General features: G+C 35.0%; 27 protein-coding genes. 21 read left to right on the top strand and 6 right to left on the bottom strand.

What is annotated here, in order from left to right:
* Positions 1-133: 133 nt before the first annotated feature.
* Entirely contained in the window at positions 134-667 is a 534-nt protein-coding gene (locus tag FVB9532_RS06860; protein ID WP_150544464.1) for a hypothetical protein, read from the bottom strand.
* A 316-nt stretch (positions 668-983) separates the two neighbouring features.
* Here FVB9532_RS06860 and FVB9532_RS19445 point away from each other — a divergent pair, with 316 nt between their 5' ends.
* The 10 genes from FVB9532_RS19445 to FVB9532_RS06820 all read left to right on the top strand — a co-directional run bounded on the left by FVB9532_RS19445 (position 984) and on the right by FVB9532_RS06820 (position 8,544).
* Complete coding sequence (locus FVB9532_RS19445; protein WP_194716502.1) at positions 984-1,127, top strand: DUF8810 domain-containing protein; 144 nt, start codon at positions 984-986, stop codon at positions 1,125-1,127.
* A 2-nt stretch (positions 1,128-1,129) separates the two neighbouring features.
* Entirely contained in the window at positions 1,130-1,714 is a 585-nt protein-coding gene (locus tag FVB9532_RS06855; protein WP_150544463.1) for a hypothetical protein, read from the top strand.
* A 263-nt stretch (positions 1,715-1,977) separates the two neighbouring features.
* Entirely contained in the window at positions 1,978-2,124 is a 147-nt protein-coding gene (locus FVB9532_RS19440; RefSeq protein ID WP_194716501.1) for a hypothetical protein, read from the top strand.
* The gene (locus FVB9532_RS06850; RefSeq protein ID WP_150544462.1) at positions 2,125-2,712 is read left to right on the top strand and encodes a hypothetical protein; all 588 of its coding nucleotides are present in this window, start codon (positions 2,125-2,127) and stop codon (positions 2,710-2,712) included.
* Between the two features lie 39 nt (positions 2,713-2,751).
* Positions 2,752-3,441 carry a hypothetical protein gene (locus FVB9532_RS06845; protein ID WP_150544461.1) on the top strand — a complete coding sequence of 230 codons (690 nt, stop codon included), beginning with the start codon at positions 2,752-2,754 and terminating at the stop codon, positions 3,439-3,441.
* Positions 3,438-4,148: a hypothetical protein gene (locus FVB9532_RS06840; protein ID WP_150544460.1), complete on the top strand. Its 711-nt coding sequence runs from the start codon at positions 3,438-3,440 to the stop codon at positions 4,146-4,148. Before FVB9532_RS06845 ends, FVB9532_RS06840 begins: the two co-directional genes overlap by 4 nt.
* A 187-nt stretch (positions 4,149-4,335) precedes the next feature.
* Positions 4,336-5,652, top strand: coding sequence for an AAA family ATPase (locus tag FVB9532_RS06835; protein ID WP_150544459.1), 1,317 nt, complete (start codon positions 4,336-4,338; stop codon positions 5,650-5,652).
* Positions 5,636-6,409 (top strand): RloB family protein, encoded by a 774-nt coding sequence (locus tag FVB9532_RS06830; protein ID WP_150544458.1) that lies wholly within the window; start codon positions 5,636-5,638, stop codon positions 6,407-6,409. The genes FVB9532_RS06835 and FVB9532_RS06830 overlap by 17 nt, the downstream gene beginning before the upstream one ends.
* Positions 6,410-6,684: 275 nt before the next feature.
* Entirely contained in the window at positions 6,685-8,160 is a 1,476-nt protein-coding gene (locus tag FVB9532_RS06825) for a sensor histidine kinase (protein ID WP_150544457.1), read from the top strand.
* 57 nt (positions 8,161-8,217) lie between these two features.
* Complete coding sequence (locus tag FVB9532_RS06820) at positions 8,218-8,544, top strand: response regulator (RefSeq protein WP_228482263.1); 327 nt, start codon at positions 8,218-8,220, stop codon at positions 8,542-8,544.
* Here FVB9532_RS06820 and FVB9532_RS06815 read toward each other — a convergent pair.
* Positions 8,537-9,127: a DUF6134 family protein gene (locus FVB9532_RS06815; RefSeq protein WP_150544456.1), complete on the bottom strand. Its 591-nt coding sequence runs from the start codon at positions 9,125-9,127 to the stop codon at positions 8,537-8,539. The genes FVB9532_RS06820 and FVB9532_RS06815 overlap by 8 nt on opposite strands.
* A gap of 131 nt (positions 9,128-9,258) precedes the next feature.
* Between FVB9532_RS06815 and FVB9532_RS06810 the strand changes: the two genes are divergently transcribed.
* The 11 genes from FVB9532_RS06810 (at position 9,259) to FVB9532_RS06760 (ending at position 22,033) form a co-directional block, all read left to right on the top strand.
* Complete coding sequence (locus FVB9532_RS06810) at positions 9,259-11,667, top strand: heavy metal translocating P-type ATPase (protein WP_150544455.1); 2,409 nt, start codon at positions 9,259-9,261, stop codon at positions 11,665-11,667.
* Positions 11,651-12,256 carry a pyridoxamine 5'-phosphate oxidase gene (gene pdxH, locus FVB9532_RS06805; protein ID WP_150544454.1) on the top strand — a complete coding sequence of 202 codons (606 nt, stop codon included), beginning with the start codon at positions 11,651-11,653 and terminating at the stop codon, positions 12,254-12,256. Before FVB9532_RS06810 ends, pdxH begins: the two co-directional genes overlap by 17 nt.
* 205 nt (positions 12,257-12,461) lie before the next feature.
* Complete coding sequence (gene ccoS / locus FVB9532_RS06800; protein ID WP_150544453.1) at positions 12,462-12,665, top strand: cbb3-type cytochrome oxidase assembly protein CcoS; 204 nt, start codon at positions 12,462-12,464, stop codon at positions 12,663-12,665.
* A 2-nt stretch (positions 12,666-12,667) separates the two neighbouring features.
* Positions 12,668-14,866: a cytochrome-c oxidase, cbb3-type subunit I gene (ccoN, locus tag FVB9532_RS06795; protein ID WP_150544452.1), complete on the top strand. Its 2,199-nt coding sequence runs from the start codon at positions 12,668-12,670 to the stop codon at positions 14,864-14,866.
* A gap of 11 nt (positions 14,867-14,877) precedes the next feature.
* On the top strand, positions 14,878-15,063 hold the full coding sequence (locus FVB9532_RS06790) for a CcoQ/FixQ family Cbb3-type cytochrome c oxidase assembly chaperone (protein WP_150544451.1): 186 nt from the start codon (positions 14,878-14,880) through the stop codon (positions 15,061-15,063).
* Positions 15,060-16,031: a cbb3-type cytochrome c oxidase N-terminal domain-containing protein gene (locus FVB9532_RS06785; protein ID WP_150544450.1), complete on the top strand. Its 972-nt coding sequence runs from the start codon at positions 15,060-15,062 to the stop codon at positions 16,029-16,031. The genes FVB9532_RS06790 and FVB9532_RS06785 overlap by 4 nt, the downstream gene beginning before the upstream one ends.
* A 130-nt stretch (positions 16,032-16,161) precedes the next feature.
* Positions 16,162-17,583 (top strand): cytochrome c oxidase accessory protein CcoG, encoded by a 1,422-nt coding sequence (ccoG, locus tag FVB9532_RS06780; protein WP_150544449.1) that lies wholly within the window; start codon positions 16,162-16,164, stop codon positions 17,581-17,583.
* 52 nt (positions 17,584-17,635) lie between these two features.
* On the top strand, positions 17,636-18,085 hold the full coding sequence (locus tag FVB9532_RS06775; RefSeq protein WP_150544448.1) for a FixH family protein: 450 nt from the start codon (positions 17,636-17,638) through the stop codon (positions 18,083-18,085).
* Between the two features lie 337 nt (positions 18,086-18,422).
* Entirely contained in the window at positions 18,423-19,133 is a 711-nt protein-coding gene (locus FVB9532_RS06770) for a sulfite exporter TauE/SafE family protein (RefSeq protein ID WP_150544447.1), read from the top strand.
* An 89-nt stretch (positions 19,134-19,222) separates the two neighbouring features.
* A complete protein-coding gene (locus FVB9532_RS06765) occupies positions 19,223-20,638 on the top strand; it encodes a carbon starvation CstA family protein (protein WP_150544446.1) in 1,416 nt (471 codons plus the stop codon).
* A gap of 126 nt (positions 20,639-20,764) precedes the next feature.
* Positions 20,765-22,033, top strand: coding sequence for an acetyl-CoA hydrolase/transferase family protein (locus FVB9532_RS06760; protein WP_150544445.1), 1,269 nt, complete (start codon positions 20,765-20,767; stop codon positions 22,031-22,033).
* Positions 22,034-22,303: 270 nt separating this feature from the next.
* Here the strand turns inward: FVB9532_RS06760 and FVB9532_RS06755 are convergent, their stop codons facing one another.
* From FVB9532_RS06755 to FVB9532_RS06740, 4 genes are all read right to left on the bottom strand, one after another.
* A complete protein-coding gene (locus tag FVB9532_RS06755) occupies positions 22,304-23,029 on the bottom strand; it encodes a Bax inhibitor-1/YccA family protein (protein WP_150544444.1) in 726 nt (241 codons plus the stop codon).
* A gap of 51 nt (positions 23,030-23,080) precedes the next feature.
* Positions 23,081-23,725 (bottom strand): spermidine synthase, encoded by a 645-nt coding sequence (locus tag FVB9532_RS06750; protein WP_150544443.1) that lies wholly within the window; start codon positions 23,723-23,725, stop codon positions 23,081-23,083.
* Complete coding sequence (gene ygiD, locus FVB9532_RS06745) at positions 23,722-24,558, bottom strand: 4,5-DOPA-extradiol-dioxygenase (protein WP_150544442.1); 837 nt, start codon at positions 24,556-24,558, stop codon at positions 23,722-23,724. The genes FVB9532_RS06750 and ygiD overlap by 4 nt, the downstream gene beginning before the upstream one ends.
* 68 nt (positions 24,559-24,626) lie before the next feature.
* Positions 24,627-26,012, bottom strand: coding sequence for an alpha/beta hydrolase family protein (locus FVB9532_RS06740; RefSeq protein WP_150544441.1), 1,386 nt, complete (start codon positions 26,010-26,012; stop codon positions 24,627-24,629).
* Positions 26,013-26,017: the final 5 nt, after the last annotated feature.

The raw sequence follows: 26,017 nt of genomic DNA, 5'->3' as shown, positions 1-26,017 counted from the left end.
ATGAAACTAAAAGAAGATAAAAGTCAATAATAGTCTTAAATACAGTTGGTTTCAAGCATTTCCCTGTTTTCTTTTTTTCTCTTGTTTTGATATACTATTTGTTATCCCCTCTTATACGTGTTTAATTACGCAGTTATTTGTGGTGAGCTAGCGTAAAAATAATTTCCTCTTGTATAAGTTTAATCTTTTTATAATCTATATCTATCTTAGAAAGGTCAAATTCAGATGCGAAGTTTATAAGTAAATTTTTTAATTCCTCTTTTAAATCATCATGTAGGTTGGTTTCCATTGGTTCGTATAATTTAAACGCTAACTCATGACCAAATTTTGAGTTTATTACATCCAAATCAGTTTCCGTAGTATCTGTGATTTCTTCATCATACTTTAAATATAACCTATTCAACGTCCAATAATGTAAAGCACTTAAATTCTCATTTGATAAATTATCTATGAAATTAGAAATAAAATTATTTAGTATTTCTTCATATTCAAAAGGTAGAACAGCACCATTAAAATAATTTACTTCTTTAAATAATTCGGAATTTTTTTTTCCCTTATTGTAAGCAAACAAATTCAATAACTGCTTTATAAGTACTACTTCAGCGTATTTGACTAATACTCTATTAATATCAGCAGTAATAAAAAGTTTTTCATCAATTGAAATCATAATCTGAATTAGATATTTATTAATTTTGATTTCGGTTGACTAGGTAAATAAAAAGCATACTATATTAGATATACCGTGTTTCTAAGTTTTTTAATACTTTTATTTTACTAATAAAAAACTATGATGAGGATTGTGGCTATTTTGAGGAAGTACATTAAATATTACTTATTTTAAAAATTTATATTTTAAAAGATCATAAACTATTCTAATGAGCTAAAATCAAAGAAATCAATAAAGCCATTAATAATAAAAACCGTGAGCGTCGTAAAAAAGTGAAACCAAAAATCTCAAAACTCACCAAAAAAGATGAGTTTGAATGGATGGAACTCTTGAAGAAAACAAGAAAAAAGCGCAAGATCTTCAAAATCAAATAGCCGCCACAGAAAATGAAATCGACCAAAAGGTTTATGAATTGTATGGCCTTACCGACGATGAAATAGCAATTGTTGAAAATAGTTAGAGATGGGGAAAAGGAAAAAAGATAAACCAATTGAGTTTACATCAGAACAATTAGCGGGCTGGGAAGAATACCGCCAGGCACTTTATATTCAGAAATCAAAAAGTGATGATCTTTTTGAAAAGGCGATCACATTCATAAGTTCTGGAGCATTAGGTCTTACATTAACTTTTCACGATAAAATTGTACCTGCTGTTGATGCCATCTATGTAATTATTATAGCCATTGGCTGGGCACTATTAGTTGCTACTTTATTTATCAACCTTATAAGCCATTATCAGTCCAGTAAATCTACAGATAACTCTATTGACGAAATAGACAATATAATTGACTACAAGATCACGTATTCTATATTCCAAGAAAAATTAGGTAAGCGAAACAGAAGCATTGACAATTTAAACAAAGCATCCATTTTCCTATTAGGTATGGGACTTTTATTAATTATAATCTACGTATCAATAAATCTACATTATGGCAAAACAACACAATCAAAAACCACAATCGAAACCACAAAATCGGCAACAACCCAACACGAACAATCGAAATCAGAAGAGGCAATCGATACCACGACCTACATCCCAGTTAAATAATAACTTTAAAAAGAAATAAAATGGCAGACGATAAAAAGAAGAATGAAACCACAAGATTAAAAAAAACTTTTGGTAACACTATTCCAAAACCAAAGAACAGTTTAAGTCCAAAAAACAATATCGATAAAAAGAAAAAGTAAAATGGCAGAAGACAAGAAGAAATAACAAAATAAAAACACAAAAAATTGATTTAGGCAACACCATCCGTAAGCCTTCAAACAATTTAAAACCTGTTTCAAATAAGAACAAGAAAAAATAACATTATGCCAGATAAGAAAAATCCAAAAAGAGATAATCCCAACATTGGAAAAAATACCAGATGGGACACCACAAAGATTAATCCAAATGCTGGGCAAACCATTCCAAAACCCCCCACTAATCTAAATCCTGATAGGAATAAGAAGAAATAAATGGATAAGTTAAAGGCAGCTATTAAACTTAAAAAGCATTGGCCTTCAAATTTTGTACCTGACGAAACTCGGGAATTTAAGGAAATAACGGAAAGCTTTCCCGTAATGCTAGCCACGCTCACAAATAAGTCCAGAGTGATAAGTATATATGATAATTTTGGTAAAGCTGGCGTTGGAAAAGTAACCTCTCGCAATTCCTTAAAACCCTTAATTCCTCAATTAGAGCACGACGAAGATTTCAAGGGTATTTATCTATTCTGGTTAAACAATGAACCGTTCTATACAGGGATTTCACGTGGTGTTATCAAGCGTATTCATCAACATACAAAGGGATCAAACCATTTTTCATCTTCATTGAGTTACACAAGGGGAAAAGAGTTTCATAATGAAATAGAAGGTATTGAGCATACTGGCACAAGGAAAGAATTAGATTTTGATAGATTTTCGGGTCCATTTAAAAAGATATTGAGAGAAGAATGTCAAGTCTCGATGCTTCCCATAAAAGGTTCAACAGAATTGTATCTATTTGAAGTATATGTTGCGGTTCAACTAAAATTATCTTACTACAATAGATTTAAAACCCATTAATGCCCTTATATGTCAAGAACGAGAAGATTAAATGACCTAATGAATTATTTCCTACCGCAATGGGTAGACTTTGAAATGATGCAAATTGACGACTATATAGATGAACAAGAACGTCAATTTGAGACACAAGGCAAGTCGCTTGAAGATAAATTTCATCAATTGCAAAAGGATATCGAAGTAGGTCAAATTGATGCCACACCAGAATATCACGATCATTTAACATCGAGTTTAATTGACGATATGTGGCAGATTGACAATCACTTCAAACAATTTTTTAGGCAATCAATCGTCATTCAACTTTATTCATTTCTTGAATATAAATTGAAATATGGCTGTGATAACTATGCACGTCAGAAAAACACGGCCTATAAAATGAGTGATCTTAAAGGTAGTAGTGATATGGATAAGGCAAAATTATTTATGTCACGTTCAATGGGGATAGCTGTTAAAGATTTATATCCAGAATGGAGCTATGTACAACGCTTGCGTAAAACTCGAAATATATTAGTTCATCACAATGGAGAATTAATGAGTACACATAGGGATTTTAAGGAAATCAAGGCATTTGAGCAAAAAGGGTTTGAACTTGACCATAAAACTAATCAACTTACCGACTTAAGTCAGCCGCAACATTACATATTAAAATTTACAGATAAGGCTTTTTTACAAAGCCTTTCAAAAAATATCGCTTCATTACTTTATAAAATTGGCAAACACCCTGTAGAGTGAAAAAATATGGTATATGTAAGCTTTGTGGTAAACAAAGCAAATTAACCTTTGAGCATATTCCACCTGAAGGTGCATTCAACTCAAAACCAGTTTACTTTCAAGACAAAGAAAATCTTCTTGATAAGTCAAGTTATCGATACGGTGGTCGTAAACGTAGTAATAAAGGAGCAGGTGGCTATCACTTATGCAAATCCTGCAATAACAATACAGGTAGTTGGTATGCAAATGATTATATAGAATTTGCAAAACAAGGCGCTTATGTATTAACACATCGAGTTTATGCAAACCACTTTATCTGTGCTGAATATGAGATTAAGCCGTTAAATGTTCTCAAGCAAATCTTAACGATGTTCATAGCCTTGGAAACAAGTAGTTATCTGATTGATAGACAAGGATTAAGAGATTTTATTTTAGACAAAGAAAGTAATCAATTACCCTCAAATATTCGATTATTGATGTATATGACGAGTACAATTAGTTTAAGGAATGCATTATCGTGGTCTAATATGGATGGATACGCAAGAACTTTTGGAGAAATCAGTTATACACCTTTTGGCTTTCATTTAAGTATCGATACACCCACAATTAATCGACCATTTTGCGATATTACTCATTTCACATCTCTTGCATTTAATGAAGAAGCAACTGTAAAATTACCTTTACGACATTTAATACCAAGTAGTATGTTTCCCGGTATATATTTATAAGCTCACAACCTTTATTGTTCAATCTAATTTGATTAGTAGAGAGTCTAAATATTTTGAAATCTCAACTTCTACAAGGCAATTGTTAATTCATTTAAAAACTTATTTCGTACAGTTTTCCACATTTTTATCAACTATTTAGAATAATAAATGGTATATTTGCGTTTAATATGCAAATAACATCTTTATTATGCTTGTTCAGTTTTCTGTAACTAACTATAAGTCTTTCAGAGATAAGGCAACCTTATCTCTAGTAGCCTCTAACTATGATAAAAAAGTAAGAGAAGCCGATAACGTCACGGCGTTTGAAAATTTTTCATTCCGTTTACTTAAAAGTGCCGTTATGTATGGACCAAATGCAAGCGGAAAGAGTAAATTCTTTGAAGCTTTTAATTTTGTTCACCATTATATTAGAGATTCTGCCACTGATTTTACAGCCGGCGATAAAATCCCAGTTGAACCATTTTTACTCGATGAAACTTCTGATTCTGAACCAAGTGAATTTGAAGTCGTTTTCTTGCGTAATGGCTTAAGATATAGATATGGGTTTGAAGTGACCGAAGAGAAAGTAATTTCAGAATGGCTCTATGAGAAAGCAACAAAGGAAATTGAGTTATTCTATCGTGATGAGCAATCAATTACCACACATCCTAAAAAGTATAAGAAGGGTGGTATGATTGCAAAGCAGGGTTTTGTCAGGGAGAATCAACTCTTTCTATCTCGAGCTGTTCAGTTCAATGATGAAATTTCGGAAACTTTGTATGACAGTTTAGGTAAACTACGAACTCTGTCAGGGCTTGATGAAAAGGGCTTTCAGGGCTACACGATGTCTTTACTTGAAAAAGAAGATTATAAAGGTAGAATTCTTAAGCTTCTTGAAGCCGCCGATTTAGATATCGAAGACCTTGAAGTTGAAAAATTAGATATTGATGATTTGCCCTCAGATTTACCTAAATCTTTGAGAGAATTCATTAAAAAAGAAAGTCAAGATAACGATCGTTCATTTGCTTCAGACGTTGTAACTAAACGATGGAAATATAATCAAAAGGAAGAAAAAGTTGGCTTTGCTCATTTTTCAATGGATACGATGGAATCATCGGGTACAAAAAAATTCTTTGCCCTTACTGGTCCAATCATTGATACCTTAGAAAATGGGTATACCTTATTTGTGGATGAATTGGATTCAAAATTACATCCCAATCTTGTGGAAAAAATTGTATCATTATTTAATTCGAAGTCGTTAAACCCTCATAATGCTCAATTAATTTTCAATACTCACAACACCAATTTATTGGATAGTGGACTACTAAGACGCGATCAAGTGTGGTTTGTAGAAAAAGACAATTGTGGAAATTCAGAACTTCATTCTCTTTCAGACTTTAAAAAGATTAGAAAAAATGAAGCTTTAGAATCAAATTATTTGCGTGGTAAATATGGTGCAATTCCTTATTTAGAGTTTTTTAATTCATTCACTTCAAAATTTCTGGAATATGAAAATGAAGGATAAAAACGCTGAACAAAGAGAGAATAAAAAGAAACATCTTGCAAGTTTAAAAGAATCCAAACAAAATCGTAGAAGAAAAGAACCATCTCTCAATCGTAAGAGAGCAACCTTAACACCTCGAAAGGTAATTCTTATTGCTTGTGAAGGTGAGAATACAGAACCATCGTACTTCCGTCAGTTTAAAATAAAATCTGTTGATATCGAACCAATAGGAGATGGTTATAGTCACTTATCCCTTGTTGATTGGGCTACTAAAAAAGCATCGTATAAAGAATATGACGAAATATGGGTTGTTTTTGACGCTGATCCCAAGCCAGATAATCCCAACTGGAAGCAAAATTTCAATCAGGCTATTTGGAAGGCTCAAGGATTAAACTATAAAGTTGGCTATTCCCATCAGGCATTCGAATACTGGTTGATTTTACACTTTGAAAATCATCAAGGAGGCAGTATGCCACGAACAGATTATGATGCAAAATTAAATGATTATATCAATCCTTTAGGTGCTACCTATGAAGGAAAAGGAGATAAAAAGGTGTCTAAAGAGTTTTTTGAGATATTAATGAGTGAAGATCCAGATATAGGTAAGAAAAGAGTAGAAACAGCGATTTGTAGGGCTAAAACAATTTACGACAGGCTTCCCCATAACAATTTCGCTGATGAAGAAAGCTCAACGTCAGTATTTCTTTTAGTAAAAGAATTATTGGATATGGATATTCCAAAGAGTAAGCGGGTAGCTTTAGAAGATATTTGCAATTAAATTAATAACAATATGCATTTGTTGGGTATTCAAATAATTGGATTGGGAGAATGAATGGATGGAAAATTGTAAATATTATCAAATACCTTTAATTCTAATTCATACTAAAAAAAGGCAAGCAAAAGTTTACTCCTCAATTACACCTTATACTTTTGGAAGTGTTGATATGATTAAATTTGTACTTATTGCATCCGGAAGTAAGAAGTTTAATTTTTTAATAAAAATTATCGGTGTATTTTTATAAATTATAGCTTGAGTATGGTTTTTTAGATTTTATGAATACACAAGATGATTATATAGATTTATTAAATAAAACTTCTCAATTTGCCAATATGGGGAGTTGGAAGGTAGATTTGATTGAAGATAAATTATATTGGTGTCCCATTACCAAAAAAATCCATGAGGTTTCCCATGATTTTAAATGTTCAATTCAACAAGCGCTGAATTTTTATAAAGATCCTGTTTCTAAGAAAGCAACTTCCATAGCCTATCAAAGAGCTATTAAAAAACATCAAGAATACGATATTAAGGTAAAAATTACCACAGCAAAAAATAAAGAAAAATGGGTGAGGTCAATAGGCATTCCTGTTATTTCTGAAGGTAAATGCATAAAAGTTTATGGTGTTTTTCAAGACATCACCGAACAGGAAACGCAGTATCAAGAGTTAAAAAGACAAATGTCTTTATTGAATGATATGTTTTTAAACTCCCATATGGGAGTTTCTTTTGCAGATTTAGATGGGAATTTGTTTAAAGCAAATAGGGGATTGTGCAATATTTTTGGGTATGAAGAAAAAGAAATGTTAACCAAATCCTTTCAAGATTTAACCCACCCTGAAGATTTAGATTTTTCGCTAACTTATATACAACAACTTATCGATGGGGAGAAAACCTATCATACTACCGAAAAACGTTACAAGCATAAAAGTGGAAAAACCATATATGGTTTTCTCTATTTGTCTATGATTAAAGACTCTTTTGGGAAACCCTTACACTTTATGTCTCAAATAATAGATTTAACCCAACAATATGAAACAAATAAGAAGTTAAAATCTTATCTAAACGTAACTACAGACCAAAATAAACGTTTGCTTAATTTTGCACATATTGTATCTCACAATTTAAGGTCACATTCCAGCAACCTTAAAATGTTGTTGAACCTTTTAAAGATTGAAAACCCGGAGCTTGAGGATAATGAAGTGATTGCAATGGTTAACCAATCGGTGAATAATTTAAGTGAAACAATTCTACACTTAAATGAAGTAGTGATGATCCAGACTTCAGATAGAAAAAATGTAAGAAACCTCAATTTAAAAGAATACATCGTCAATACAATAGAGACACTCTCGGCTATTATTAAAGAAAATGATTGTGAAATAATAGATACGATAGAAGAAGATCTAGCCGTAAACTTTGTACCCGCTTATTTAGAAAGCATTCTGCTTAACCTTATAAGTAATTCCATCAAGTATAAGTCCAAAGAAAGAAGGTTAAAATTAAATCTATTCGTAAAAAAGAAAAAAAAATATTTAATTTTATATGTTCAAGATAATGGTTTAGGAATAAACTTAGAAGATCATAAAAAAAGTTTGTTTGGAATGTACAAAACCTTTCATAATCACGAAGATTCTCGTGGAATAGGGCTGTTTATTACTAAAAACCAAATTGAAGCGATGGGAGGTAAAATAGAAGTTGAAAGTCAAGTAGATAAAGGATCCACATTTAAAGTATATTTTAAGAATGAAGCCTGAAATCAGTTTAGCTTGTATTATAGATGATGATCCTATCTTTATCTTCGGTACAAAAAAATGATGTCATATTCAGGTATTTGTGAAAGCTTTCTCATCTTTAAAAATGGAAAAGAAGCTTACGATCATCTTAGCATCATTATCAAAGAAAATAAAAGCTTGCCAGATATTATTCTTCTAGATATTAATATGCCTATTATGAATGGTTGGCAGTTTTTAGATGAAATCATTAAAATAAATATTCCTAAAGAATTAAAGATTTTTATCGTTAGTTCATCAGAAAATCCAGAAGATATCGAAAAGTCAAAAGAATATAATTTTATTAAAGATTATGTAGTAAAACCTATCAATGCAACAAAACTAAAACAAATTATGGCTTTTATCTAGCCACTATTTCAAAGGAGATAAGACCTGCATCAATTTCAGCTTCAACCAACGCACCATCTTTATATTTATAGATAGAGGTTTTGCCTTTATGAGAAGTCTTTTCATAAGTATGAGCACTTAATTTCTTTAGGGTATGAAAACAGCCGTGCTCTTCAGCATAAACTTTTTTCACATTTTCCGGCTCTTCAAACATTAAATTAACCGTTCCATAGGTGATAGGTTCATAAATTCGGTTTTCTTCTTCATCATCCTCATAAAAAATATAGCCCTTATTATTTTTATCTGTATATGTATTGGTTTTCTCTTTTCCGTTGAATAATATCAGTGCATAGGCGTGAGATAATTCACCATTCTCATAAACCACTTTGTAATTATAATCGACTTCAATCTTAGTAATGATTCGAGTATCAATTTCGGTACGATTACTATAAATAATTTTTGGGCCAACTTGCTCCTTTTTAGCATATAAAGTTCCTATATTTTTTCCTTTATGGATAATATTAAAAACGTGCCTTTCTTCTTGAGCCAGAGCATTAGTGCCAAATGTAACCAATAGATAAAAGAGAAGTAAAAAATTTTTCATTCAGACAATAATTAATTCTTTAGAAATATACTACAAAAATTTTGATAATAAATTCAACAGAACCTGACAATTATCATTTTTAGAAATACACTTCTTCCGCAACTTTGTGAACTAATTATTCTAGAGAAGAGATGCAACAAACTTGTTTTCATTGTGGGAGCGATTGCGGGAAATCGCCTATTGTGTATGACGAGAAAAACTTTTGCTGTCATGGATGCCAAACTGTATATGAAATTTTTTCAACTAACAATCTATCCTGTTATTACGATCTTCAGTCTGCTCCAGGTGCAATTCCGCAAGAGATTGAAGGAAAATACGATTATCTCGATCATCCTGATATTATTGAAAAATTAGTAGAATTTAACGATGGAATTATTCAGGTGATTAACCTGTATATTCCACATATGCATTGTAGTTCCTGTATTTGGATTTTAGAAAATTTGAATCAACTACAACCGGAAATTAAAAGCTCGCAAGTCAACTTTCCTAAAAAAACGGTTCGCATCACTTTTAAAACCGAAAACTTAAACTTAAAAGAAGTTGTCAAGCTGTTAAGTGCCATTGGCTATGAACCATACATTAGCCTAAGTGATTATGCCGAAGGAAAGAAGCAAGTAGACCGTAGCTTAATTTATAAATTAGGAATTGCCGGTTTTGCTTTTGGGAATGTGATGTTTCTTTCTTTTCCTGAATATTTTGAAGTTTCAGAATTTTGGCTGGAAAAATACAAGTACCTGTTTCGTGGTTTAATGTTCGCTTTCTCTTTACCGGTGGTTTTTTATGCGGCGCAAGAATATTTTGTTTCAGCTTATAAAGGTTTACGTTCTAAAATATTAAACATTGATGTGCCGATTGCATTGGGGATTCTAGTACTTTTTATTCGAAGTTCCGCAGAAATATTTACCGATACGGGTACCGGGTTTTTCGATAGCCTTACCGGTTTGGTATTCTTTTTACTACTAGGGAAGTTTTTTCAGCAGAAAACCTATTCATTTTTATCTTTTGAGCGCGATTACAAATCCTATTTTCCAATTGCGGTGACTAAAATCAGTAAAACCCAAACGGGAACTAAAGAAGAAAACATTCAAGTTTATGAAATTAAAGAGGGCGATCGCTTACTCATTAGAAATGCTGAATTATTACCCGTTGACAGTATTTTAATTTCAGGTAAAGGACAAATTGATTACAGTTTCGTTACTGGAGAAAGTGAACCGGTGACCAAAGTGAGTGGCGATAAACTTTTTGCCGGTGGAAAACAATTAGCAGGTGCGATAGAGGTAGAAGCCATAAAATCTGTCGAGCAAAGTTACCTTACCCAATTGTGGAGTAACGATGTGTTTGCCAAAGATAGGGAGCAGGGTTTTGTTGGGATTACTAACGCTATTAGTAAATATTTTACTTGGGCAGTGTTAAGCATTGCTTTATTGGCTACCGGTTATTGGTTGGTGGCCGATAGCAGCTTGGCCATAAATGTGCTTACTTCGGTTTTAATTATTGCCTGTCCCTGTGCATTAGCTTTATCCACACCTTTCGCTTTAGGTAATATGTTACGCATTTTTGGTCGACAAAAATTCTATTTGAAAAATGCAAGTGTCATTGAAAAACTGGCGCGAACCGATACCCTTATTTTCGATAAAACCGGAACTATAACCACCAACAAAAAAAACAGAATCGCTTATGAAGGAATGGCGCTTTCTGAAGAGGAAGAATCCTTGCTAAAAAATACCTTGCGTTCATCAAACCATCCGTTAAGTCGGGCTTTGTATAATTTCCTAGCAGATCAAGACATTCAAATTCTAGATGATTTTGAAGAAATTACCGGAAAAGGGATGCACGCCAAAAAAGCTGAAAACTCTATTGATGTAGGCTCAGCCAAATTTGTGGGTAACGAAGCAGAAACCGAAGCCTTAGCTACTTCAGTTCACGTAAAAACCAACGATAGCTATAAAGGGAAATATGTTTTTCATAACCAATATCGCGATGGTATAAAAGAATTGTTTAAGCAATTAAAAGAAGATTATAATTTAATTATTCTTTCGGGAGATAATCAGGGAGAAAAGAAATATCTACAAGAATTACTTCCACAAGGAACCGATATGTTGTTCAACCAAAAACCGGAAGATAAACTCAATTATATAAAAACCCTCCAGCTAGAAGGTAAAAAAGTAATTATGGTAGGCGATGGGCTAAACGATGCCGGAGCTTTGGCACAAAGTGAGGTAGGTATTTCTATTGCAGAAAATGTAAATGTATTTTCTCCGGCTTGTGATGCCATTTTAGAAGCCGGGCAGTTTTCAAAAATCAATGCCTTTATTCAAGCCTCTAAACAAACTGTGGGGATCATTAAAGCGAGTTTTACCTTGTCGTTTATTTACAATGTGATTGGACTATATTTTGCAGTTACAGGACAATTATCGCCAATTATTGCAGCCATTTTAATGCCGTTGAGTTCCATAAGTGTTTTGGTTTTTGTGACCGTTCTTACCAATTTAAAAGGACGAAAACTTTTTAAAAAACATCAAGATGAATCAAGAGCATAATCCATTACAGGAATTTCAAACTTGGTTTTATGAAGTTGAAAAATCTCATGAAATAGGCGAAGTAAATGCCATGTTATTGACTACCATCGGAGAAGATGCTTGTCCAAAAAGTCGAATGGTATTGCTAAAGCGTTTTACCTGGGAAGGTTTCTTGTTTTTTACCAATTATAAAAGTGAAAAAGCAAGAGCGATCGCTAAAAATCCGCGGGTAAGCTTGCATTTTAACTGGAAAGCTGCAGACCGTGAAATTTATATTCAAGGCAAAGCAGAAAAACTACCTCAATCGGTTTCAGAAGCTTATTTTGAACAACGCCCCAGAGGAAGTCAGTTAGGTGCTTGGGCATCTGAACAAGGAAAAATAATTTCTTCTAGAAAAGTACTGGAAAATAATTTAAAGAAGCTAGAAGAAAAATTTCAAGAGCAAATTATACCTATGCCTGAACATTGGGGCGGTTATTTGGTAAAACCTGAGGCTTTCGATTTTATTCAATATTCTTCTGTAGGCATTCGAAAAACAATTCGATATCAGTTAGAAAAAGATTATTCGTGGTGTAAACACGTACGCCATGGGTTAGATTTTTTTATATAATGAAGTGAAAATCGAAGTCGAAAATGATATACTCATAAGCTTAGAATAATACTTCCTCCTTCCTGTTTACTGATGACTTCCAGCTGATTACTGCTCACTTTTCACTAAAAACTGCTCACTGAAACGATCGGCTAATTTTCAAACCTGACAAATGTCATTTTTTAAGAAAGCCTTCACATTTACTTTTGAACCATAATAGAGAGTTATGAGTGTAATATATGTTTTACTAGCTATCAGTATCACCGTTGCGGTTATATTTTTTGTAGCGTTTATTCTATCTGTAAAGAATGGGCAATACGATGATGTATACACGCCTTCAGTACGGATGCTTTTTGAAGACGAGCTGGTAAAAGATCCCAAGAAAAAGAAAAATCAAAAACAAGTATTAACTAAAGACAAACAATCATAAAAATGGAAATGGATCAGTTTTATTACGACAATAAGATCGTAAAAAAATTCTTGTACGCTACGATTTTTTGGGGAATCGTAGGGATGTCTGTGGGACTTCTCTTAGCGTTTATGTTTTTATTTCCCAATCTTACCGATGGGATTTCTTGGCTGAGTTTTGGTCGCTTACGACCCTTACACACCAATGCCGTAATCTTCGCCTTTGTAGGGAACGCCATATTTGCAGGGGTTTATTACTCCTTACAGCGTTTGCTAAAAACCAGAATGGCCAGTGATGCTTTAAGTAATTTTAATTTTTGGGGTTGGCAATTAATTATTGTTGCGGCAGCAATTACCCTTCCGCTTGGTTATACTTCCTCTAAGGAGTATGCCGAATTGGAATGGCCTATCGATATTGCGATTGCGCTAGTTTGGGTAGCCTTTGGGGTAAATATGATTTGGACGATCTTTAAAAGAAGACAGCGCCATTTATATGTTGCCATTTGGTTTTACTTAGCGACTTTTGTGACGGTAGCTGTGCTTCATATTTTTAATAATATCGAGCTTCCGGTAAGTGCGTTAAAAAGTTACTCGGTTTATGCAGGAGTACAAGATGCCTTGGTACAATGGTGGTATGGGCACAATGCGGTGGCATTTTTCTTAACCACCCCATTCTTAGGCTTGATGTATTATTTTGTGCCAAAAGCCGCGAATCGTCCTGTATATTCGTACCGACTATCGATTGTACACTTTTGGTCCTTAATTTTTATCTATATCTGGGCAGGACCTCACCACTTGTTGTATTCTGCTTTACCCGATTGGGCACAAAACTTAGGGGTTGCATTCTCCGTGATGTTAATCGCTCCATCTTGGGGTGGGATGATCAATGGATTATTAACCTTGCGCGGTGCTTGGGATAAAGTAAGAACAGATCCTGTTTTAAAATTTATGGTAGTGGCTATTACCGGTTACGGGATGGCAACTTTTGAAGGACCAATGCTTTCGCTTAAAAACATCAATGCCGTAGCACACTTTAGTGACTGGATTATTGCACACGTTCACGTGGGAGCTTTAGCTTGGAATGGTTTCTTAACCTTCGGAATGGTGTATTGGTTAGTACCAAGATTAGTGAAATCAAATTTATGGTCAACTAAACTGGCAAACGTTCACTTTTGGATTGGAACTTTAGGGATTATTATGTACGCATTACCGATGTATGTAGCAGGATTTACCCAAGCTTCCATGTGGAAACAGTTTAATCCCGACGGAAGTTTAGTGTACGGTAACTTCTTAGAAACCGTTCAAGAAATTATCCCAATGTACTGGATGCGTGCTATAGGAGGTAGTTTATATATTCTAGGAGCTTTCGTGATGCTTTACAATATTGTAAGAACTATTAAGGCTGGAAGCACTGTAACCGATGAATTAGCAGAAGCAGCTCCACTTCCAAAAGTAACCAATAAACGTGTTGCCGGAGAAGGCTATCACACTTGGTTAGAAAGAAGACCGGTAAAATTAACCATTTTTGCAACCATTGCGATCTTAATTGGTGGAGCCGTTCAAATTATTCCAACCTTAATGATTGATTCTAACATTCCTACAATTTCTAGTGTGAAGCCATATACTCCATTAGAATTAGAAGGAAGGGATTTATACATCCGGGAAAGTTGTGTCTCTTGTCACTCGCAAATGATTCGACCTTTCCGTAGTGAAGTAGAACGTTATGGCGAATATTCTAAAGCAGGAGAATATGTGTACGACCATCCATTCTTATGGGGAAGTAAACGTACCGGACCCGATTTATTTAGAGTAGGAGGAAAGTATTCTGATAACTGGCACTTCAATCACTTCTACGATCCGCAAACAACTTCTTCCGGTTCAATTATGCCAAGTTATAAGTGGCTTATTAAAAATGAACATGACCGTTCACAAACCGAAGATAAGATGAGAGCGATGGTAACCTTGGGTGTTCCTTATACCGAAGAAGAAATTGCCAATGCTCAAAAATGGATGGAAGAGCAAGCCACTCAAATTGAACAAAACCTATATTCAGATCCTGATTTTGCTGAAAGTTACGAAGCCGATAAAAAGTTTGCTAAAGAAAACGGACTCGATTTCGTAGAAATGAAAGATCGTGAAGTAATAGCACTTATCGCTTACATTCAGCGATTAGGAACCGATATTAAAATAAAAGACGATAACCAAGAAGTAAGTTCAAACTAAAACCAAAAATCATGTTGAAGTTTATAAAAGGACACATGGAAACAATCGATGGGGTAGAAGTTTACCCGATGATTTCCTTACTCATATTTTTCTTCTTCTTCTTAGCCTTGTTCTGGTGGGTATTTACTACTAGAAAAGATTACATCAAAGAAGTGAGTAATTTACCCCTAGAAACCGAAAAAGATACTGCCTTATGAAAAATTTAGCATCATACATTCGAGTATTCCTGTTTCTGTTAATTGGGTACTTATTAATTGAATATACGGTAGAAATAGAAGACGGTTCGGTTTTTACCACCTATCCATTAGCTTGGTTAGTCTTAGGGGTGGCCGGTTTATTTGCTATAGCTGTAGAACTTTGTGTAGGTGCGTTGCGAAGCGTACTTTTTAAATCACTAGATGAAGAAGCTAAAGCGCGCTATTTAGCTGCAGAAAAAGAAAGCAGAGCCAAACAATATGCTTGGTTCCATAAACTCTATAATAAACTCTATAATAAACTGGTAGATGGAAAACCCATCGAAAAGGAAGATGAAATTATCCTCGATCATAATTATGATGGCATCAAAGAATTGGATAACAACCTTCCGCCTTGGTGGCTTTACGGATTCTATGCAACGATCATTTTTGCAGGAGTTTATTTAGCACGTTACCATATTTTCCAAGATGATAATCAAATTCAAGAATATGAAGCGGAAGTAGTGGAAGCCAAAATAGCCATTGAAGAATATAAGAAAACCGCTAAAAACTTGGTAGATGTGAATACCGTTGAATTACTGACTGATGCATCTGATTTGGCAGCGGGAAAAAAAATATTCCAAACCAACTGTGCCGCTTGTCACAAAGCCGATGGTGGAGGAGGGATTGGTCCTAACTTAACCGATAAATATTGGATTTTAGGCGGTGGCATTAAAAACGTATTTAGAACGGTAACCGAAGGAGGTCGATCTGGGAAGGGAATGGTAGCTTGGGAAGGAACCTTAAAACCGGTAGAACGAGCACAAGTAGCAAGTTTCGTATTGTCATTACAAGGCACAACCCCGGCAGAACCTAAAGAACCTCAAGGCGAACTTTGGGTAGATGAAGGTGATGCTCCAAAAGCCGATGAGGTAGAAAGAGCAGAAAATACGACCTCGATGGATACGATTCAAGTCACTGATGAAATATAAGATAGGTCAACTCTGGCGGAGTTGAGAGGTCTCAATTCCGCTTGTTTTGAACTCATCCAGTTTTGTTATCAAAGCATAATGAGGTTTTTTAAACCATAAATCAATACCTACAACCTAATACCTAAACAACGTGGAAACTCCAGATAACGAAAAATTCAGAGATTCGATAGGAACCATCAATCAAGAAGGGAAACGATCGTGGATATTTCCTAAAAAGCCCGAGGGTAAATATTATAAATATAGAACTTGGGTAAGTTATGGTTTGTTATTATTTCTGTTTGCAGCACCATTTGTAAAAATTAATGGCAATCAGTTTTTGATGTTCAACGTTTTAGAACGTCGCTTTAATATTTTTGGATTTCCGTTTTGGCCACAAGATTTCCATTTGTTTGTGATTTCTATGATTATTGGCGTGGTATTCATCATACTGTTTACCGTTGCTTTTGGTCGAATTTTCTGTGGGTGGATTTGCCCGCAGACGATATTTTTAGAAATGGTTTTCCGTAGAATCGAATATTGGATCGATGGTGATCGTGGAAAACAAATTCGTTTAGCTAAGCAAGCTTGGAATGCCGAAAAGATTAGAAAACGAGTTTTAAAATGGAGTATCTATTTTGTGATTAGCTTTTTAATAGCTAACATTTTCCTAGCCTATTTAATAGGAAGCGATCAACTTTTAAGATATATCATAGAAGGCCCCGCTGCTAACGCAAGCACACTCATCTCTCTTCTTATATTTACTGGGGTCTTCTATTTTATCTTTGCCTGGTTTAGAGAGCAGGTATGTATAATTGCTTGTCCTTATGGTCGTTTGCAAGGCGTTTTATTAGATAAAAAATCCATTGTTGTTGCTTACGATTATAAGCGCGGTGAGAAAGAAGAAGGAAGGGCGAAGTATAGAAAAAATGAAGACCGGGAAGCTACAGGAAAAGGAGATTGTATCGATTGTTCGCAATGTGTTCATGTTTGCCCTACAGGAATCGATATTAGAAACGGTACGCAACTTGAATGTGTAAATTGTACCGCTTGTATTGATGCTTGTGATGCGATGATGGAAAAAGTAGACCTTCCCAAAGGTTTAATTAGATATGCCAGTGAAGAAAATATAGCTGAAAAGAAAAAGTTTACCTTCAATCCACGTTTAAAAGCTTATACTGCTGTTCTGGTAATTCTTATAGGTGTTTTAACCGGAATGCTTTTTCTAAGAAATGATGTAGAAGCTACCGTTTTGCGTTTACCTGGACAATTGTATGAGAAAAAAGATAATAATATAATTAGGAATGTGTACACTTTTAAATTGGTCAATAAAACTGTAAAACCTATTGAAAATGTTCATTTTAAATTGATTTCGCACAGCGGAAGAATTGAATTGGTGACGCACGAAAACTTTGAAGTTCCTAAACAAGGATTATCAAAAGGAACCTTGTTCATAGATATTAATCAAGCTGCATTAGAAACTGATAAAGAACGATTAAAAATAGGAGTTTATAGTGGCGATCAACTTATTGAAACTACAAAAGCATCCTTTTTAGGTCCGCGGAGTTTTAGGTAATTCGTTTTAGCAGCTCATCCAAATAGAAGATAGAAAATTAAAATAAATAACGATGAAAAAAATAAACTGGGGAGTAGGAATTGTAATTACTATAGTGTGTTTTATGGGATTCATTATGTTTTTTGTTATCAAAATGAGCACTGATACAAAGTACGATCACGATTTGGTAACCGAAGAATATTACAAAGAAGAATTGGCCTATCAAGATCAGATTGATGCCCAACAAAATTCAGCCCATTTAGCTGAAAATATTCAGGTTGAAGTTTCAGCAGAAGGTATTCAAATTCTGTTTCCTTCAGAAAAAATAGACATTGAAGGTAAAGTAAATTTATACCGACCTTCCAATAAAAAATTGGATTTAGAAATCCCTGTGAACTTAGAAAATCAGCAAATGATGATTCCGGCTGAAAAATTAGTGGAGGGGAAATACAAACTTTCTATCCATTGGAAATGGAACGGAACCACATATTTGTTTAAAAAAGATTTACAGATTAGAAATTAAACTGATTATTCTAGTATTGATATTTTCGTCATTCGGTACTTGATCCGGAATCACATACTAAATTGAAAAATAAAATCTTGGAGATGAGCCCCTGAAGCAAGCCCGTCTGCCGGACGAGCAGGTTCAGGATAACGGCATCTCGTTATAATTTATAACGGACATTCAAAAATTAATGAATCTGTCCCCTCGAGCGGAGTCGAGAGGTTTTTTAAAATTACAAAAACAAAAAGGTCTCGACTCCACTCGACCTGACAAAGATAAAATGCGTCATGCTGAACTTGATTCAGCATCACATAAGAGTAAGTAGTTTATTAGGTTTTAATTAAGAATCGTAATTATGCTTTATTCAGCTTTCATATTAGGGTTATTGGGCAGTTTTCACTGTGTGGGAATGTGTGGTCCAATTGCATTTATGCTTCCGTTGGATAGAAAAAGCAAGTTTAAAAAAATATTACAATTAAGCCTTTACCACCTAGGGAGATTGTTCACCTATAGCTTTATTGGTTTGCTTTTCGGGCTATTGGGTAAAGGCTTATTTTTGTTTGGGATTCAGCAAAAAATATCGATCGCTATTGGCGTATTGATGATTTTGGTAGTGGTTATTCCACATCAAACGTTTAATAAATACAATTTCTCCAGACCTGTTTTTAAACTTATTTCTAAAGTAAAATCAGCTTTAGGAAAAGAACTTCAAAAGAAAACCCCGGATACTTTTCTAAGCATCGGTTTTCTCAACGGATTTTTACCTTGCGGTTTATTATACATGGCTATTTTTGGTTCGTTTGCCTATGAAAGTATCTCAATGAGTTTGTTGTATATGTTAGTGTTTGGCTTAGGGACTATTCCGTTAATGACAACAATGGTATTAGCAGGTAATTTTTTAAGTACTTCCTTCCGACAAAAAATACAAAAAGCCATACCGATTTTTGTGGTGATTGTGGGGTTGTTGTTTGTTTTACGAGGTTTAGGTTTAGGCATTCCCTATGTTTCCCCAAAACCCATTCATACCACCGAAAAAGTTTCTTCTCAAATCGATTGCCATTCATAAAAGGTTCAAATTATCGGTAAAATTGTAGGGGCATTTGTTAAGTATAAAATATTACTGTAAATTGCTAATTCAATTAGTTGAACTCCTTCATGATTACATTTATAAGCAGTCTCTTGCTACTAGTTATAGGATATTTTACTTATGGAAAGCTCATAGAGCGTGTTTTTGGAGCTAAAGAAAGCAATCGCCCTACTCCGTCACATACCGAAAACGATGGAGTAGATTTTATTCCGCTTAATAAACAAAAAAACGCATTTATACAGTTATTGAATATTGCTGGAGTCGGACCTATTTTTGGTCCTATCCTAGGAGCTTTATATGGTCCGGCCGCATTTCTTTGGATTGTATTTGGGTGTATTTTTGCAGGTGGTGTGCACGATTACCTTACAGGAATGATATCGGTAAGAAACAAAGGGATGCAACTCCCTGCATTGGCATCAAAATATATAGGAAAACCCTTTAGCCATTTGGTAAACCTTTTTGCTCTGCTTTTACTGCTATTGGTGGGGACCGTTTTTGTAGTGGCGCCATCTAAAATGGTTAGTGAACTCTTAGCTGGAGGAGAACAAACCTTAATGATAATTACCGCCATTATTTTTTTATATTATACCATTGCTACCGTTTTGCCAATAGATAAAATAATTGGTAAAATTTATCCTTTTTTAGGAGCATTACTTTTATTAAGTGCCTTAGGAATTGGGATAGGTATTCTTTTTAATGATCATACTATACCTGAACTGAGCTTTGAAAATGTACACCCTAAAGGTTTGCCTTATTATCCGGTCATTTTTTTAACCATTTCTTGCGGAGCTTTATCTGGGTTTCATGCCACACAATCTCCTATTATTTCTCGAACTTTAAATACCGAAAAAGATGGTCGTTATGTTTTTTACGGAATGATGATTGCCGAAGGTATTATAGCGATGGTTTGGGCAGCGGCAGCCATGACAATTATAGACCAGCAAGAATTATCACAACTTATAGCAGACGGAGGTCCTGGAGCCGTGGTAAGTAGAGTGGCAACCTTAATTTTGGGTTCTGTTGGCGGCACCATTGCCGTAATTGGGGTAATTGTTTTACCCATTACTTCCGGCGATACCTCGTTTCGAGCAGCCAGAATGATTATTGCTGAATACTTACATACACCTCAAAAAATACTGAAAAACCGTTTTTTTATTGCAATTCCGGTATTTGCAATTTCCTTTTTGCTGATAACGGTTATTGAGTTTAGTGCACTTTGGCGTTATTTCTCATGGGCAAACCAGGTTACCGCAGCTATAGCTCTTTGGATAGGGACAGTATATTTGTACCAAAAAAATAACTATTATTGGATGGCTCTAATACCTGCTACTTTTATTACTTCCGTAGTGATAACTTACATACTTTATGATACTGATTTGGGAATGGGAGTCGATTTAAAAATCAGTAAATGGATCGGGATTGGTTTTGCCCTATTGTGTGCTTTTGCTTTACATATGAAGTCTCCTTTTAAGCGAAAAGTATAAACCTTATATTTGGTTGCAACCACCAAATTTTTATAAAAAACCTTTTTTTTTGAAGTCTGTCAAATGTCATATTTTAAAGAATGGCGAAGGGTTAGATTTGCAGGAGAAATAAAAAAAAGAAGAGTTATGCTACCATTTATTTCAGCTGAAGAAGCTGTCGCAAATGTACAATCAGGAAATCGTGTGTTTTTTCAGGGAGCCGCAATGACCCCTAAAGTAATCATCAAAGCTTTGTGCGAGCGCTACCAAGAATTATCAGATATAGAATTGGTACAAATGCATACCGAAGGCGATGCATTGTACGCGCAAGATCCTTATAATAAAAGTTTTCACGTGAATAGCTGCTTTGTGGGCGGTAATGTACGACGAACCGTAAACTCTGAACACGGTGACTATATTCCTATATTTTTAAGTGAAATGCATCTGTTGTTTAAACGCGGTATTTTACCTTTAGATGTGGCATTTATACAAGTTTCACCACCAGATAAACACGGGTATTGTTCCTTAGGAACATCGATAGATGTGACCATCACCGCTATACAATGTGCAAAAAAAGTAATCGCACAAGTGAATCCACAAGTACCCAGAACGCATGGTGATGGAATTATTCATATGAGTAAAATTGATGCGGCGGTTGAGGTAAACGAACTTATTCACGAAGTATTTACGGTTGAACCTTCTGAAGTTGAAAAACAAATAGGTTATCACGTGGCACAATTGGTGGAAGATGGAGCCACTTTACAAATGGGAATTGGAGGAATACCGAATGTGGTATTAAATAATTTGTATAACCACAAAGGTTTAGGTATTCATACCGAAATGTTTTCTGACGGTGTTTTACCGCTTATTGAAAAGGGCATTATTACGGGAGAAAACAAAGCGGTGAAAAACGGTAAAATAGTAACCTGTTTTGCGATCGGTTCGCCTAAACTCTATGAATTTTTAGACGATAATCCATTGGTGCATTTTAAAGAAGCTGCCTATACCAATGATACGGCCATTATTCGACGAAATCCAAAAGTGACCGCTATTAATAGTGCGATAGAAATAGATTTAACGGGACAAGTTTGTGCCGATACGATTGGGAAAATGCAGTATTCCGGCGTGGGAGGTCAAATGGACTTTATTCGTGGAGCTTCCCTTTCAGAAGGCGGTAAAGCTATTATTGCGATGCCATCGGCCACTGCAAAAGGAATTTCTAAGATTGTACCGTTTTTAAAAGAAGGAGCCGGTGTAACAACCACGCGCGCCCACGTTCATTATATTGCTACCGAAAATGGTGTTGTGAATTTATATGGAAAAAGCTTAAAACGACGAGCTAAAGCCTTAATTTCAATAGCCCATGCAGATCATCAGGAAAGTTTAGAAAAAGCAATGTACGAACGCTTTAAATAAAATAAATTGTCACCTTGAGCGGAGTCGAAAGGTTTTTAAATTCAATGTTTTTTGGTCTGTATGGAGTTCTCGACTCCGCTCGAACTGACATTTATATTACAAAAAAATCCCTAGTGAAAACTAGGGATTTTTTATGAGTTTGGATTCCGTCATTCCGGACCTGCCCGTCCGGCAGGCGGGCTTGATCCGGAATCTCATTTGAGTGAGTTTTTAGCGGCTTAATGTGACCCTGAATCGAGTTCAGGGTGACGTAGAAAATTTATAAATAGCTTATCTTCTATTTCCTAAAATACGAAGTAAGAACAAGAAAAGATTGATAAAGTCTAAGTATAAGGTTAATGCACCAATGATGGATAGCTTTTGTCCGGTTTCAGAATTTTCATTCCCTTCCACCGCAATTCTTTTTAGCTTTTGTGTGTCCCAAGCAGTTAATCCTACAAAGATTAAAACTCCGGCGTAGGTCACAATCCAATACAACATTTCATTCTGAAAGAATAAATTGACTACGGAAGCGATCACTAACCCGATAAGCGCCATAAAACACAAGTTGCCTATTTTGGTTAAATCTTTTTTGGTAAAGTAACCGTAGGCGCTCATGGCGGCAAAAGTTCCTGCGGTGACAAAAAACGTAGAGGCAATGGATCCCGAGGTGTAGGCTAAAAATATAAATGATAAAGTTAATCCGTTAAAAGCAGAATAGGCAATAAACAGAGCAATAGCAGTACTTGCCGATAATTTTTTAATAGAAGATGTTAAGTAAGCTACCAAAGCAAATTCACCAATAATAAGTCCAAAAAATACAAATCTATTGGCAAAAACAGCATTGAGCAGTGAAGGTGTTGAAGCGGTAATAATCGCTACCAATCCGGTAATCATTAAAGCTAAAGTCATCCAACTATACACTTTTGTGATAAAGCCGGCCTGCGCTTTTTTAATTTCATCTTGGGTTAATGAAGGAGCTTCGTAAGTAGAAGCTTCCGAAAAATTAGAATTCATAAAATCAAGTTTTGTGTAAAAATAAATCTTTTTTGAAAAACGAAATAAATTTTATTCTATTTTCTTTCCTAACAACAGCGTATTGGTTCCTTTTACGTGAGTTGTCTTTTGAAAAGAAATCATTTGTTTAGTTGCTTGCTGAAGTTTTTCAATTTCTAGTTGATGATGCTCGCCAATCCCGGCATTAAAAATAACAGTGGCTTCCGGTTGAAGTAACTTAGCTAAATTTTCCCAAAATTGTATTTTGAAAAATTGTTCGGGAACCTTTACATCTATAAATAAATCAACAATTACGGTGTCGAATTTTTTATCGTGTTGCTGAACAAATTTTTCGGCATCTTCACAAATCACTTCTAAAGGTTGATACTGCTGAATCTTGAATTCTTGTTTTGCAATTTCAATGATTTTAGAATCCAACTCTACGGCAGTGATTTTTCCGTAGAAATTATATTTTTTTCTTAGTAATTGCAAAATACTTCCGCCACCTAAGCCCAGTACAAGTGTATGTCCGCCACGGTTCGCATTGGTTTTTTGTAAAGCTACATCTAAAATTTGATGTAAAGCGCCGTAAGAATAATTGGCGTTTTTGGTGTCTAAAATTTTCTTTCCGTTAAGCCAAGTCACTTCCAATTCTCCACTAAATTCAGAGTTTACTTTTTTGGTTAATGGCCAAAGATAACTGAGGGTTCTTTTCATGAAGCACTAATTTTTACTGAAGTCATACTCAATGAACCACCAATTACATAATCATTGAAAAGTTCAATTTCATCTTGTTCATCTTTTAGAGCCAAACTATAAATTAAAGGAAGGTAATGGTCGTAACTGGGCACAGCCATGGTAAAATCTTTTCCTAATTGCTGCACATTAATTAAATCTTGAAAGTTACCTTCCAGAATTCGTTCATTTACTTTTTCCCGAATACTAAACGCCCAATCGTAACCGTGGTCTAAATGATTAATATATTTAAAATCTACATAGCGAAGGTTGTGTACAATATTTCCACTTCCTATTATGAGAACGCCTTGGTGACGTAAGCTTGCCAAGCGTTTTGCTAAATCAAAATGAAAAGAAAGCGGTTGACTGTAATCGATGCTTAATTCGATTACAGGAATATTAGCTTCAGGGTAAATGTGACGCAAAACCGTCCAAGAACCATGGTCTAAACCCCAATGTTCGTCTAATTCAACTTCAAACGGACGTAAAATTTCCTGTGTTGTTTTTGCCAATTCAGGATTGCCGGGAGCAGGATATTGCACTTCAAAAAGTGGACGCGGGAAACCCCCAAAATCGTGAATTGTTCTTGGGTTGGGCATCGCGGTAACTTTGGTACCTTGGGTGAGCCAATGCGCTGAAATGCAAATAATAGCTTGTGGTGTGGGAATATCTTCTCCTAACTTTTTAAATTGTTGCACAAATTCGTTGTCTTCAATAGCATTCATCGGGCTGCCGTGCCCAATAAAAAAGGCCGGCATTTTTGGAGAACTTTTTAAATGCGAACTAAATTTTTCTAAATCTTTTAAATTATTCATAAGATACGCTCAAGCTATTTCAACAACAATTACTTGAAATAAGTCGGTGAATTATGAATAAAATTACACTAATTTTTCGTTTGGTTTAACACCCAATTGGTTATGTCTTCTAAAACTTGCGGGTCGATGGTTTGTTCAATTTCCTTATATTCTTGGACGCTTCCCGTTTCAGCTTTTTGAAATAAATGATTGAGCTTAGGATAAGCTTTCGTAGTCACTTTTTGACCTGCTATTTCTACACTTCTGTGGATAGCCGCTAAGTTTTCTTCTGCAGGAACCTGACTGTCTTTTTCACCATTGATGGCCAAGACTTCACAATTTACTTGTTCAAGATAAGTTGCAGGATTAAAACGAATAAAGGTTTTTAGCCATTTGGTATTATGTTGTTCTACCACTTGGTTGAGTTGCTCTTCAGAAATTAGATCTCCCCAATGTTTTTCAAAAACCTGTTTCGTTTGAATTTTTGTTTCTTCTTTACTTAATGTCGTGTCTAAAATAACATCATAAACTTCTTGAAAAACGTGCATGCGTTGTAGCGTCATGATTGGGTTAATGCCCATTATTTCTTCTTGCTTTTGACGCTGAAGATTTAAAAGCTTACTTCCTTGTAAACCCGGGCCGGCCATTAAAACAATAAAATCCAGTTGTGTTTTTTGGGTAAGAATGGGGGCAATGGCACCGCCTTCACTATGACCTATCGCGCCAATCTTTTTCTTGTTGATTTCTTTTCTAGTTTTTAAGTAATCGACAGCGGCTTTTGCATCATCTGTAAAATCGAAAGTGGTAGCTGTGGCGAAGTCTCCTTCAGAAGCTGCCGTGCCACGGTCGTCGTAACGCAATACGGCAATTCCGTTTCTAGTCAGATAATCGGCAATTACTTTAAAAGGTTGGTGCTCAAAAATTTCTTCATTTCGGTTTTGAGGTCCGCTCCCAGATATAAGAACCACCGCCGGAAATTTACCTTTTCCTTTAGGGATTGTAAGCGTTCCGGCCAAAGTGATAGTTGCTGTTGGATTGTAAAAACTAACTTCTTCGACTTGATAGGGATAAGGAGGTTTTGGAGTTTGCGGCCGATGGGCATTTGATGTTAAGGTTTCTTTTTCTTCTCCAGTAAGTTTTTCAAGATTCAACGGAATACTAAAACCGCGTTGTTGAAATGTTCCTTCTAAATGCTTCTTATCAATTAATACCGCTTCGTACGTAAGTTGTGCTGCCTGTTGAGTTAGCGTAAGTTGTTTGTTCGAAAATTCTACTTTATCGATAGGGATTCCATAAGCGTTTTGATGGGGACTATCCATGGTAGCTTGGTAATGATCTTCGGCTTTTTCAATATGAAAAATGGTAGGTAGTGTTGTTCCTTGAAACACAAGGTTTCCTTTCCAATCTCCTGCTAGGTTTTGAGAGAATCCTAAATGTAATACCATTAAAAGTAGGAGCGGTAATAATTTTTTCATAGTAA

The organism is Mesonia oceanica (genome assembly GCF_902499555.1).
Classification (GTDB): Bacteria; Bacteroidota; Bacteroidia; order Flavobacteriales; family Flavobacteriaceae; genus Mesonia; species Mesonia oceanica.
The sequence above is the reverse complement of the archived record's forward strand: the minus strand, read 5'-3'. Positions and strand labels throughout refer to the sequence as shown.